Source organism: Aquabacterium sp. (assembly GCF_041915145.1).
Classification (GTDB): Bacteria; Pseudomonadota; Gammaproteobacteria; order Burkholderiales; family Burkholderiaceae_C; genus Aquabacterium.
This window is the reverse complement of the sequence record NZ_JAYSBZ010000036.1, coordinates 1-13,108: the sequence shown is the minus strand read 5'-3', so window position 1 is coordinate 13,108 and position 13,108 is coordinate 1. Positions and strand designations below refer to the sequence as shown.

Genomic DNA, 13,108 nt, shown 5'->3' with positions numbered 1-13,108 from the left:
TGCCGAGGCAGAGGCGCGGGGCGAGGCAGGGGCGCCGCCTCGCCGCGCCGATCAAGGTTGGCTGGCTGGGCTGGCCGGGGCCGACACGGCTGGGGGCTGCTGCTGCGCGGCATGCTCCGGTTCGGCCGCCGTGGCGTGCGGCAGCAGGGGCACCACCAGCAGCGCCACGATGTTGATGATCTTGATGAGCGGGTTGACGGCCGGGCCGGCGGTGTCCTTGTAGGGGTCGCCCACGGTGTCGCCGGTCACCGCAGCTTTGTGGGCGTCGCTGCCCTTGCCGCCGTGGTGGCCCTCTTCGATGTACTTCTTGGCGTTGTCCCACGCGCCACCGCCGGTGCACATCGAGATCGCCACGAAGAGCCCGGTCACGATGGTGCCCATCAGCAGTCCGCCCAGGGCCTCGGGGCCGAGCAGCAGGCCGACGACCACCGGTGCCACGACCGGCAGCAGCGAGGGCACGATCATCTCTTTGATGGCGGCGCCGGTGAGCATGTCGACGGCGCGGCCGTATTCGGGCTTGGCCGTGCCTTCCATGATCCCCTTGATTTCGCGGAACTGGCGGCGCACTTCCTCCACCACCGAGCCCGCGGCGCGGCCCACGGCTTCCATCGCCATCGCGCCGAACAGGTAGGGGATCAGTCCGCCGATGAACAGACCCACGATCACCATGTGGTTCGACAGGTCGAACTTCACGCTCTGGCCGCTCGATTCGAGCGCGTGGGTGTAGTCGGCAAACAGCACCAGCGCGGCCAGGCCAGCCGAACCGATGGCGTAGCCCTTGGTGACGGCCTTGGTGGTGTTGCCCACCGCGTCGAGCGGGTCGGTGATGGCGCGCACGCTGTCGGGCAGCTCGGCCATCTCGGCAATGCCGCCGGCGTTGTCGGTGATCGGGCCGTAGGCATCGAGCGCCACCACGATGCCGGCCATGCTGAGCATGGAGGTGGCCGCGATGGCAATGCCGTACAAGCCTGCCAGCCCGTAGGCCAGCCAGATCGCACCGCACACGAACAGCACCGGCCAGGCGGTCGAACGCATGCTCACACCCAGCCCGGCGATCACGTTGGTGCCGTGACCGGTGGTCGATGCCTGCGCCACGTGCTGCACCGGCGCATATTGCGTGCCGGTGTAGTACTCGGTGATCCAGACGAGCAGGGCGGTCAACGCCAGCCCCACGACGGACGCCCCGAACAGCCGCAGGTGGGTGTTGTCGCCCATCGCGTCGCCGGGCATGACCGACGAGGTGATGAACAGGAAGCCGATCAGCGAGATCACGCCCGAGACAATCAGGCCGCGATACAGCGCCGGCATCACGTTGGTCATGCCCGGTTTGGCCTTCACGGCGGCCACGCCGATGATCGAGCTGATGATCGAGAAGCCGCCCAGCGCCAAGGGGTAGATGGCGGCTTCGAGCGGGTTGCGGGTGATGAGCAGAGCGCCCAGCACCATCGTGGCGATCAGCGTGACGGCGTAGGTCTCGAACAGGTCGGCCGCCATGCCGGCGCAGTCGCCCACGTTGTCGCCCACGTTGTCGGCGATCACGGCGGGGTTGCGCGGGTCGTCTTCGGGGATGCCGGCTTCGACCTTGCCGACCAGGTCGGCTCCCACGTCAGCGCCCTTGGTGAAGATGCCGCCGCCGAGTCGCGCGAAGATCGAGATCAGCGACGAGCCGAACGCCAGCCCCATCAACGGCTTGATGGCCTTGGACAGCGCAGTCGAGTCCGGCTCGCTCAGCCCGTGGGTGAGCAGCCAGAACGCACCGGCCACGCCCAGCATGCCCAGGCCCACCACCAGCATCCCGGTGATGGCTCCGCCCTTGAACGCCACGTTGAGCGCTTCTTTCATGCCTACCGTGGCGGCTTGTGCGGTGCGAACATTGGCTCGCACCGAAACATTCATGCCGATGAAGCCGCACGCGCCCGACAGCACCGCGCCGACCACGAAGGCAATGGCCGTGGGCCAGCCGATGAAAACGCCGATCAGCACGGCAAGCACGGCGCCCACGAGGGCGATGGTGCGGTATTGCCGGGCCAGGTAAGCCGCCGCGCCTTGCTGAATCGCCGCGGCGATTTCTTGCATGCGCGTGTTGCCCGCGTCTTGCCGCAAGATCCAGCTTCGAGACACAAACCCGTACAGCACCGCGGCAACACCGCAGGCCAGCGCAAATTGCAGCGCCACAGAGGTCGACAACATCAGCGGTCTCCTTCGAAGGTTGAAGTTCTCTCATCGCTGCGGGCGATCAACCGCCATACAGGTCATCGCGCCGCCTAGCGCGACGGGGTCGCACCTCTGAAACAAGCCGGTGAGGCCGGGTCGCTCGGGGCATGCTAAGTGAAGGGCGTCACATCGGCAATGCGCGGGATCACTCGTCTCACCTAGGGTCAACGCTAAACTCGGCGTCTTTCGTCTCCACCACATCCTTACCCGTTTACTCACCATGAGCCTGCACAACGTGACCCCCGGCGCCAAGGCGCCCGACGTGTTCAACGTGATCATCGAGATCCCCATGAACGCTGATCCGATCAAGTACGAAGTCGATGAAGAAACCGGCGCGCTGTTCGTCGATCGCTTCATGGGAACGGCCATGCACTACCCCTGCAACTACGGCTACGTGCCGCAGACCATTGCCGACGATGGCGACCCGGTTGACGTGCTGGTGGTCACGCCGTTCCCGCTGATCCCGGGCGTGGTGGTGCCGTGCCGCCCCTTGGGCATGCTGAAGATGGAAGACGAAGCCGGTGGCGATTCCAAGCTCGTGGCCGTGCCGACCGAAAAGATCCTGCCCATGTACGAGAAAATCCAGAAACTCGACGATCTGCCTGATCTGATGCTCAAGCGCATCCAGCACTTCTTCGAGCACTACAAAGACCTGGAGCCAGGCAAGTGGGTCAAGGTGACGGGTTGGGAGGGCATGGATGCCGCCAAGCAAGAAGTGCTGTCCGGCATGAACGCGTACCAGTCGGCGCACAAAAAGAGCTGAAGCCTTTTCTTGCCGAGCAGTTCTGCGTAGAAAGCCGCCCCCCGCCCCCCGCCGGCCGGGCGGCTTTCGCGTTTTGGACTCAGGTTTTTTCGTATGCGGATCAGATGTGTCGCATTGTGGGAAGCTTCTTCTCGATAGCGACGAATGACATTTCTTGATGTGAAAAGATGTTGGGGTCTCAACAGGTTTTTTGACGCCAAGTGCTTGATTTCACGTGACGCGATTTCAAGTCTTGTATAAGATATAAGTCCTTGGTTCGAAGTCGCACAAGGTGCTTTTTTCGATCACCATTCAAAATTTCACGCTTTTATCAACCCCTCCCCGGAGATCGTCATGACGAAACTCACTCGCGAACAGCAAATCGCCGCCCTGGAAAAAGACTGGGCCGAAAACCCCCGTTGGAAGCTCGTGAAGCGCGGCTACTCCGCTGCTGATGTCGTGCGTCTGCGCGGCAGCCTGCAGCCCGAGTACACCCTGGCCCAGCGCGGCGCTGAAAAGCTGTGGGAAAAGGTCAACGGTGGCGCCAAGAAGGGCTACGTCAACGCTTTCGGCGCCATCACCGCTGGTCAAGCCATGCAGCAAGCCAAGGCTGGCTTGGAAGCCGTGTACCTGTCGGGCTGGCAAGTTGCCGCTGACGGCAACACGTCGGAAACCATGTACCCCGACCAGTCGCTGTACGCCTACGACTCGGTGCCGACCATGGTTCGCCGCATCAACAACACGTTCAAGCGTGCCGACGAAATCCAGTGGGGCCGCGGTGTCAACCCTGGCGACGAAGGTTTCATCGATTACTTCCTGCCGATCGTTGCTGACGCTGAAGCCGGTTTCGGTGGCGTGCTGAACGCTTTCGAGCTGATGAAGAACATGATCGCCGCCGGTGCCGCAGGCGTCCACTTTGAAGACCAACTGGCCGCCGTGAAGAAGTGCGGTCACATGGGTGGCAAGGTGCTGGTCCCGACCCGCGAAGCCGTTGAAAAGCTGATCGCCGCCCGTTTCGCTGCCGACGTGATGGGCGTGCCCACCATCGTTCTGGCCCGTACCGACGCTGAAGCCGCCAACCTGCTGACCAGCGACTGCGACGACAACGACAAGCCGTTCGTCACCGGCGAGCGCACCCAAGAAGGTTTCTACCGCGTGAAGAACGGTCTCGAGCAAGCCATCAGCCGTGGCGTCGCTTACGCTCCGTACGCTGACTTGGTGTGGTGCGAAACCGGCGTGCCCGATATCGGCTTTGCCCGCGAATTCGCTCAAGCCGTGCACGCAGCTTGCCCGGGCAAACTGCTGTCGTACAACTGCTCGCCGTCGTTCAACTGGAAGAAGAACCTCGACGACAAGCAGATCGCTTCGTTCCAGGAAGACCTGTCGGCGCTGGGCTACAAGTACCAGTTCATCACCCTGGCTGGTATCCACGTCAACTGGTACAACACCTTCCAATTCGCGCACTCGTACGCTCGCGGCGAAGGCATGAAGCACTACGTCAACATGGTGCAAGAGCCCGAATTCGCTGCTCGCGACAAGGGTTACACCTTTGTGTCGCACCAACAAGAAGTGGGTGCTGGTTACTTCGACGACGTGACCACCGTGATCCAAGGTGGTTCGTCCTCCGTGAAGGCCCTGACCGGCTCGACCGAAGAAGAGCAGTTCCACTGATCGGACCCCAATCGGGCCGGCGGGCGAACCATCGTTCGCCCTCAACCGGCCCAAACCAGACTCCCGGTATCACCGAGAGCCAAACAGGCCGCCACAAGCGGCCTGTTTTTTTGTATGGCCCGGTGTGCGCTCTGTGGGGTAGGCGTCTTGGCGCTGTCAAGTTCCCCTCATACAATGGCACGCTTCAGTACTCAACAAGAGCGAGAAAGGCATCCACGGTTATGACACCGCGAACTTCGACCACCCCCTTCACCTCGCCCGAGGTCTAGTCGGCTGGCCGCTGCTTTCGTATCTCTGACCCTGATTCCTGAGAAAGCGCGGCGCCCACCGCGCTTTTTTCTTGTCCGGCGTGTGCGCGTCGGCTTGGCTCCCAACACACAGGTTGAACAACATGATTTCGATTCAATTGCCCGATGGCTCCAAGCGTGAGTTTCCTGGCCCGGTGACCGTGGCCGAGGTGGCTGCGTCGATTGGCGCCGGTCTGGCCAAGGCGGCCCTGGCCGGGCGCGTCGGGCAGGGTGCGACGGCCAAGCTGGTGGACACCAGCTATCGCATCGAGGCAGATACCCCCTTGGCCATCGTCACCGAGAAGGACGCCGACGGCCTCGACATCATTCGTCACTCGACGGCGCACTTGCTGGCCTACGCGGTGAAGGAGCTCTTTCCGGAGGCTCAGGTCACCATCGGCCCGACCATCGAAGACGGCTTCTATTACGACTTCGCTTACAAGCGCCCGTTCACGCCTGAAGACCTCGAAGCCATCGAAAAGAAGATGGCCGAGCTCGCCAAGAAGGACGAGAAGGTTGAGCGCAAGGTGCTGCCGCGCGATGAAGCTGTCGCCTATTTCAAGGGGCTGGGCGAGCACTACAAGGCCGAAATCATCGAGAGCATTCCGGCGGATCAAGACGTGTCGCTCTACAGCGAAGGCGCCTTCACTGATCTCTGCCGTGGTCCGCACGTGCCTAGCACCGGCAAGCTCAAGCATTTCAAGCTGATGAAGATGGCGGGCGCCTATTGGCGTGGAGACCATCGCAACGAGCAGCTGCAGCGCGTCTACGGCACGGCCTGGACCAGCAAGGACGATCTGCAGGCCTATCTGACCCGTCTCGAAGAAGCCGAGAAGCGCGACCACCGCAAGCTGGGGCGCGAACTGGATCTCTTCCACATCGACGATCACGCACCGGGCGTGGTGTTCTGGCACCCCAAGGGCTGGACGGTGTGGCAGGCGGTCGAGCAGTACATGCGCCAGATCTACCGCGACAACGGCTACAAAGAGGTCAAGGGTCCGCAGATCATCGACCGCACGTTGTGGGAAAAGACCGGCCACTGGGACAAGTACCGCGAGAACATGTTCACCACCGAGTCGGAAAAGCGCGACTACGCGCTCAAGCCGATGAATTGCCCCGGCCACATCCTGATCTTCAACCAGGGCATCAAGAGCTATCGCGACCTGCCGGTGCGCTACGGTGAATTTGGTCAGTGCCACCGCAACGAACCGTCGGGTGGCCTGCACGGCATCATGCGTGTGCGCGGCTTCACGCAGGACGATGGGCACATCTTCTGCACAGAAGACCAGATCCTGCAGGAATGCGTGGCCTTCACGGCGTTGCTGCAGAAGGTCTACCAGGACTTTGGGTTCACCGACATCATCTATAAGGTCGCGACCCGTCCTGAGCACCGTATCGGCTCCGACGAGGTCTGGGACAAGGCTGAGAACGCGTTGATGGAGAGCTTGCGTGCCACCAACAGCGAATTCACCATCGCTCCGGGCGATGGCGCTTTCTATGGTCCGAAGATCGAATACACCCTGAAAGATGCGTTGGGGCGCCACTGGCAGTGCGGCACGATTCAGGTCGATTTCTCGATGCCCGAACGGCTGGGCGCCGAGTATGTGAACGACACCAGCGAGCGCAAGCACCCAGTGATGCTGCACCGCGCCATCCTGGGCTCACTGGAGCGCTTCATCGGCATCCTGATCGAGCAGCACGCCGGCGCTCTGCCAGTTTGGCTGGCGCCGGTGCAGGTCGTGGTGCTCAACATCACTGATACCCAGGCCGACTACGCCCAGGAAGTAGCGAAATCTCTGCAAAAACAAGGAGTTAGGGCCGAAGTCGATTTGCGCAACGAGAAAATCACGTATAAAATCCGCGAGCATTCGTTGCAAAAGGCTCCGTATCTCTTGGTCGTTGGTGATAAAGAGAAAGCCGCTGGGGCCGTTGCGGTGCGCGCCCGAGGCAATGTTGACCTCGGCGTGATGGCCCTAGACACCTTCTCCCAAAGGATTGCTAGTGACATCGCCCAGAAGGTGTGATGCGGATAGCTGTTTCCGCCAACCTTCGAGTTGCTTCATGGCGCGCGTATTTATTGTTTGAGGGCGAAAGCCCCGGAGGACATCCACCATCGCTACTTTCATGGACCGCCGTACGCCGAACGCAGAGCGTAAGCATCGACTGAACCGGGAAATCACCGCCCTGGAGGTTCGTCTCAATGGACCTGAAAACGAGCCCTTGGGCATCGTGAGCATCCAAGAGGCTCTGCGGCTGTCTACAGAGTACGACGTGGATCTGGTCGAAATCGCAGCGCAAGCAGACCCACCGGTTTGCCGCCTGATGGATTACGGCAAATTCAAGTATCAAGAGCAGAAGAAGGCCCACGACGCCAAACTCAAGCAGAAGGTCATCGAGGTCAAGGAAGTCAAATTCCGACCCGGTACCGACGAGGGCGACTACCAGATCAAGCTGCGCAATCTGCGTCGCTTCCTGGAAGAAGGCGACAAGGGCAAGGTGACGTTGCGGTTCCGTGGCCGTGAAATCACCCACCAGGAATTGGGTTTGCGTTTGCTGGAGCGCGTGCGCGACGACTTGGTTGATGTCTCAACCGTCGAGAACATGCCGAAGCTTGAGGGTCGCCAGATGATCATGGTGTTGGCCCCGAAAAAGAAGAAGTGATCGTTTGAACAGAATGGAGTGGGTCGGTTTGGTCGCCGGCTCGTTACCCGTGGTGCGCAGGCCATCAAGTTCGCGAACAGGTTCGCGGCGCCTCGTGCAGCTAACAAAAGGAGCAGTCATGCCCAAGATGAAGACCAAGAGCAGCGCGAAAAAGCGTTTTCGCGTTCGTCCGGGTGGTACCGTCAAGCGCGGTCAGGCGTTCAAGCGCCACATCCTGACCAAGAAGACCACGAAGAACAAACGCCACCTGCGTGGCGCCGTTGCCGTGCACGAAACCAACATGGGTCACATCGCTCAGATGCTGCCCTTTGCTGGTCTGTGATCCCATCGGTTGAAGGAGAAATAACATGTCTCGCGTCAAACGTGGTGTAACGGCTCGTGCCCGTCACAAGAAGGTTCTCGCTCTGGCCAAGGGTTTCCGCGGCCGCCGCAAAAACGTCTTCCGCATTGCCAAGCAAGCGGTCATGAAGGCTGGGCAATATGCCTACCGTGATCGTCGCAACAAGAAGCGCGTGTTCCGCCGCCTGTGGATCGCGCGTATCAATGCGGCCAGCCGTCAAGAAGGCTTGAGCTACAGCAAGTTCATCGCTGGTCTGAAGAAAGCTGCTATCGATCTGGACCGCAAGGTCCTGGCCGACCTCGCCGTGAACGACCCTGCTGCATTCAGCGGCATCGTCGCCAAGGTGAAGGCTCAGATCGCTGCTTGATCCGCTTGCGTGATCTTTGACCTGGCCAAGCTAATTGCTAGCTGAGTCGGGTTCTTGAAAGGCCGTCACTTCGCGTGCGGCCTTTCTTTTTGATGTGTTGAAAACATGAACGATCTCGATCCTCTGGTCACCGAGGCGCGCGCCGAGTTTGCCGCCGCGCTCACGCCCGCCGATCTCGAAAATGCCAAGGCGCGCTTCATCGGCAAGTCTGGGCGTGTGACGGAGTTGCTGAAAGGCTTGGCCGCGCTGACGCCGGAAGAAAAGAAAGCCCGTGGCGCCGCGATCAACCAGATCAAGCAGCAGGTTGAGGGCGCCCTCAACGCTCGCCGCAGCGAGCTGGCGGAAGCCGAATTGCAGGAGCAACTGAAGGCTGAGGCACTGGACGTGACCCTGCCGGGGCGCCGTCGTGGCGAAGGCGGCCTGCACCCGGTGTCGCTGAGCATCGAACGCATCGAAGCCATCTTTGGCTCGATGGGTTTTGACGTGGCCGACGGCCCCGAGATCGAGACCGACTGGTTCAATTTCACCGCGTTGAACACGCCCGCCGATCACCCGGCGCGCTCGATGCACGATACGTTCTACGTCGAAGGCGGCCATCTGCTGCGTACCCACACCAGCCCGATGCAGGTGCGCTACGCCGTGCAGCATGTGAAGCGTCATGCCGAGCGCGAAACGCGTGGCGAGCGCGTTCCCGAGATTCGCGTCATTGCCCCGGGGCGCACCTACCGCGTGGACAGCGACGCGACGCACTCGCCGATGTTTCACCAATGCGAAGGCTTGTGGATCGGCGAGAACGTGAGCTTTGCCGACCTCAAGTCGGTGCTGGGCGACTTCTTTGCGGCGTTCTTCGAGACGAATGACCTGAACATCCGCTTCCGCCCGTCGTTCTTCCCGTTTACCGAGCCGTCTGCCGAGGTTGATATCGCGTTTGCGAGCGGCCCCTTGAAAGGCCGCTGGTTGGAAGTGGGCGGTGCCGGGCAAGTGCACCCGAACGTGGTGCGCAACTTCGGGCTCGACGCCGAACGCTACATCGGCTTCGCGTTTGGCCTTGGGCCGGATCGCCTGACCATGCTGCGTTATGGTGTGAACGACTTGCGCCTATTCTTTGACGGCGACGTCCGCTTCCTGTCGCAATTCAAGGTTTGAGAGAAGAGGGAAGGAAACCGAGATGCAATTCCCCGAGTCCTGGTTGCGCGAGTTCTGCAACCCCCCGATTTCGACGCAACAACTGGCCGACCTGCTGACGATGGCAGGGCTGGAGGTCGAAGAACTGCGCCCGGTGGCGCCGGCCTTTACCCATATCGTCGTCGCCGAAGTGTTGGAGGTGGCCAAGCACCCCGATGCCGATCGCCTCAACGTTTGCAAGGTCAACGCCGGCACGGGCACGACGCTGCAGATCGTTTGCGGCGCGCCGAATGTGCGCCCCGGTATCAAGGTGCCTTGCGCCTTGGTCGGCGCCGAGCTGCCGCCGGGCGACAACGGTCAGCCCTTCAAGATCAAGCTGGGCAAGCTGCGTGGTGTCGAAAGCCAGGGCATGCTGTGCTCGGCCAAGGAGCTGGGCCTGCCTGCCGAATCATCGGGCCTGCACCTCTTTGCGGACGATGCGCCGATCGGCACGAGCGTGCGCGATTACCTGCAACTCGACGACACGCTGTTCACGCTCAAGCTCACGCCCAATCTGGCGCATTGCTTGAGCTTGTTGGGCGTGGCGCGGGAAGTGTCGGCCCTCACCGGCACACCATTGAACGTACCGGCGGCGGCGGCCGTGGCGCCCAAGGTGGATGACAAGCTGGCGGTGCGCGTCGATGCGCCCGATCTGTGTGGTCGATTCAGCGGCCGCGTGATCCGCAACGTCAATCCCAAGGCCCGGACGCCGGCCTGGATGGTGCAGCGCCTGGAGCGTTGTGGTCAGCGTTCGGTGTCGGCGCTTGTCGACATCTCGAACTACGTGATGTTCGAGTTGGGTCAGCCGTCGCACGTGTTCGATCTGGACAAAATCCACGGCAGCCTGCAGGTGCGCTGGGGCAAGTCGGGCGAGCAAGTCGAGTTGCTCAACGGCCAAACCGTGACGCTCGATGAGCAGGTTGGCGTGATCGCCGACGTGCAGCAAGTTGAATCGCTGGCTGGCGTGATGGGCGGTCAGGCCGTGGCGGTGTCGGACGACACCCGCAACGTCTACGCCGAGGTGGCGTTCTGGTGGCCCAAGGCCATTGCCGGGCGTGCGCGTCGTTTCAATTTTTCGACCGATGCCTCGCACCGTTTCGAGCGTGGCGTGGACCCGGCGCAGACCGTGGCACGCCTGGAGCGCGTCACGCAATTGATCGTGGACATCTGCGGCGGCGAAGCCGGCCCGATCGATGATCAGCAGGTCAACGTACCCCAGGCCAAACCCGTGACGCTGCGCCTGGAGCGCGCGGCCCGCGTGATCGGCATGCCGGTGACGCAGCAGCAGTGCGAAGAAGTGTTCTCACGCCTGGGCCTGCCTTGCGTGGCGCAAGACGGGCGCCTGACAGTCACGCCGCCAAGCTGGCGTTTCGACATCCAGATCGAAGAGGATCTGATCGAAGAGGTGGTGCGCGTGATCGGCTTTGACAAGTTGCCGTCACGTCCGCCGCTGGCGCCGGTGCAGCCGCGTGTGCGGCCGGAGGCGGTGCGTGGCTTGTACGCCGCTCGCCGTGCCGTGGCCAGCCGCGGCTACCAGGAGACGATCAACTTCAGCTTCGTTGAAGAGCGCTGGGAGCGTGAGCTGGCCGGCAATGCCGAGCCGATTCGTCTGCTCAACCCCATCGCGAGCCCGTTGAGCGTGATGCGGTCGAGTCTGATGGGCGGCCTGGTGCAGGTGCTGCGCCACAACTTGGCCCGCAAGACGAACCGGGTGCGCGTGTTCGAGTTCGGTCGGGTTTTCTTGCGCGATGCATCGGTCGCCGATACGGATCGCACCGTGGCCGGCTTCCATCAGCCATTGCGGGTTGCGGGTCTGGCCTACGGGGCGGCCGACGACTTGCAGTGGGGCAGCGCCGAGCGAGCGGTCGACTTCTTCGACGTGAAGGGCGATATTGAAGCCTTGCTGGCGCCGCGTCAGGCGCGCTTCGTCCGCGCCGAGCATCCGGCGCTGCACCCGGGGCGCAGCGCACGTGTCGAGATCGATGGGGTGGCCGTCGGTTTCGTCGGCGAACTCCACCCGCGTTGGCGGCAAGGCTACGAGTTGCCGGCGGCGCCTGTGCTGTTCGAGTTGGACGCTACCGCATTGACGACCCGCGCGGTGCCGGCGTTTGCCGGACTGCCGAGGCAGCAGTCGGTGTGGCGCGACATTGCCGTGATCGTCGATGACCAAGTCAGCCACGAAGCTGTCGTCGAGGCGATCACTGCGGCACCGACCCAGGGGCTGGTGCGACAAGCTCGACTGTTCGACATCTATAAGCCCAAGGTGCCAGCAGGTGATATTGGGGCGCAGCAGCGCAGCCTGGCGGTGCGGCTGGAACTGTTGGATGATGAAACCACGCTTACCGACGACCGCATCGACGCCGCCGTTCAAGCGGTACTTCAGACTCTGCAGAGTCAGCTGGGTGCGCGTCAGCGTGGTTGAGTAAATCGGGCAAGTTGCGCTGCACCAGTACAAAGTATTTCGTCAATTCGATCAAGGGCTCAGCATGACCTCGCAAGATCACGACGACGTTTTGGCGGACGGCATCATCCTGCCGTCTCTCGAGACGCCGACGCTCACCAAGGCCGAGCTTGCCGATCTTTTGTTTGAGCGCCTCGGCTTGAACAAGCGCGAGTCCAAGGACATGGTCGAATCCTTCTTTGAACTTATTCACGGCAGCCTGGTGCAGGGCAAGGACGTCAAGCTATCGGGCTATGGGAACTTCCAGATTCGTCGCAAGGCGCCGCGTCCAGGGCGCAATCCGCGCACGGGCGAGGCCATTCCGATCAATGCGCGTCAGGTGGTGACATTCCATGCAAGTCACAAACTCAAAGGATTGGTGCAAGGTGACATACCGGCTTCTGAAGACTTCGAGTAAAGTCGAAATCCCTTGCCGATCTCATTGATTTCCAATGGAGAACGCGCTTCCATCCATTCCTGCCAAACGCTACTTCACTATCGGTGAGGTGAGCGATCTTTGTGGCGTCAAACCCTATGTGCTTCGCTATTGGGAGCAAGAGTTCGTTCAACTCAAGCCCATGAAGCGCCGGGGTAATCGTCGGTATTACCAGCACCATGAGGTGCTGTTGATTCGTCGCATTCGCGAGTTGCTCTACGACCAGGGTTTCACGATCAGCGGTGCTCGCAACCGGCTGGCTGAGTCTGTGGGCAAGGAGCATATCGAGTCGCCGGAATTCCATTCCTCCGACGTCGAAGCGGAGGCCGGTGAGGGTCAAAAAGCGGCGGTCTTGACTGTAGACCGTGTGGTCGTAGCGAATTCCGTGACAACTTTTTTGAGAGACAAGGTCAGCACTGACCAGCTTCGCGAAGAATTGTTGTCTATTCGCCAGTTGCTCGCCAACTAATTGATTTTCGGGTTAGAATGTTAGCTTCAGTCGGGGCGTAGCGCAGCCTGGTAGCGCACTTGCATGGGGTGCAAGGGGTCGCGAGTTCGAATCCCGCCGCCCCGACCAAAAAACAGCCGAAGCCCGGTATCGAAAGATACCGGGCTTTCTGCTTTCTGGGCCCCGAAAATCACCCGGAAATCCAATAAATCTGACCTGCCCCCTCCCAGCCGTACCAGCGTAATGGAGAGGAAGTCCATCAACCAGGAGAATGATGGACATGAAGAAGAGCAGATTCACCGAGGAACAGATCATTGGTTTCCTCCGGCAGGCCGAGG

11 protein-coding genes and 1 tRNA gene are annotated in these 13,108 nt (G+C 61.5%); 11 read left to right on the top strand and 1 reads right to left on the bottom strand.

The genetic code is table 11. The annotated features are described in order from the left end of the window. Nucleotides 1–51: 51 nt before the first annotated feature. Nucleotides 52–2,190, bottom strand: coding sequence for a sodium-translocating pyrophosphatase (locus tag ACE3SS_RS08550; RefSeq protein ID WP_374592903.1), 2,139 nt, complete (start codon nt 2,188–2,190; stop codon nt 52–54). A gap of 244 nt (nt 2,191–2,434) precedes the next feature. Between ACE3SS_RS08550 and ppa the strand changes: the two genes are divergently transcribed. From ppa to ACE3SS_RS08495, 11 genes are all read left to right on the top strand, one after another. Next, entirely contained in the window at nt 2,435–2,977 is a 543-nt protein-coding gene (ppa, locus tag ACE3SS_RS08545) for an inorganic diphosphatase (protein ID WP_374592901.1), read from the top strand. A 333-nt stretch (nt 2,978–3,310) separates the two neighbouring features. Further along, nucleotides 3,311–4,627, top strand: coding sequence for an isocitrate lyase (gene aceA / locus ACE3SS_RS08540; protein ID WP_374592899.1), 1,317 nt, complete (start codon nt 3,311–3,313; stop codon nt 4,625–4,627). Nucleotides 4,628–5,018: 391 nt separating this feature from the next. Next, nucleotides 5,019–6,938, top strand: coding sequence for a threonine--tRNA ligase (thrS, locus tag ACE3SS_RS08535; protein WP_374592897.1), 1,920 nt, complete (start codon nt 5,019–5,021; stop codon nt 6,936–6,938). A 100-nt stretch (nt 6,939–7,038) separates the two neighbouring features. Continuing rightward, complete coding sequence (infC, locus tag ACE3SS_RS08530) at nt 7,039–7,575, top strand: translation initiation factor IF-3 (protein WP_374592895.1); 537 nt, start codon at nt 7,039–7,041, stop codon at nt 7,573–7,575. A gap of 118 nt (nt 7,576–7,693) precedes the next feature. Next, nucleotides 7,694–7,897: a 50S ribosomal protein L35 gene (gene rpmI, locus ACE3SS_RS08525; RefSeq protein ID WP_374592893.1), complete on the top strand. Its 204-nt coding sequence runs from the start codon at nt 7,694–7,696 to the stop codon at nt 7,895–7,897. Between the two features lie 25 nt (nt 7,898–7,922). Continuing rightward, a complete protein-coding gene (gene rplT, locus ACE3SS_RS08520) occupies nt 7,923–8,282 on the top strand; it encodes a 50S ribosomal protein L20 (protein WP_374592891.1) in 360 nt (119 codons plus the stop codon). Between the two features lie 105 nt (nt 8,283–8,387). Then, entirely contained in the window at nt 8,388–9,428 is a 1,041-nt protein-coding gene (pheS, locus tag ACE3SS_RS08515) for a phenylalanine--tRNA ligase subunit alpha (protein ID WP_374592889.1), read from the top strand. Between the two features lie 22 nt (nt 9,429–9,450). After that, a complete protein-coding gene (gene pheT, locus ACE3SS_RS08510) occupies nt 9,451–11,868 on the top strand; it encodes a phenylalanine--tRNA ligase subunit beta (protein WP_374592887.1) in 2,418 nt (805 codons plus the stop codon). Between the two features lie 64 nt (nt 11,869–11,932). Continuing rightward, entirely contained in the window at nt 11,933–12,304 is a 372-nt protein-coding gene (locus ACE3SS_RS08505) for an integration host factor subunit alpha (protein ID WP_374592885.1), read from the top strand. 34 nt (nt 12,305–12,338) lie between these two features. Then, entirely contained in the window at nt 12,339–12,791 is a 453-nt protein-coding gene (locus tag ACE3SS_RS08500; protein WP_374592883.1) for a MerR family transcriptional regulator, read from the top strand. 31 nt (nt 12,792–12,822) lie between these two features. Next, nucleotides 12,823–12,899, top strand: a tRNA-Pro gene (locus tag ACE3SS_RS08495). Nucleotides 12,900–13,108: the final 209 nt, after the last annotated feature.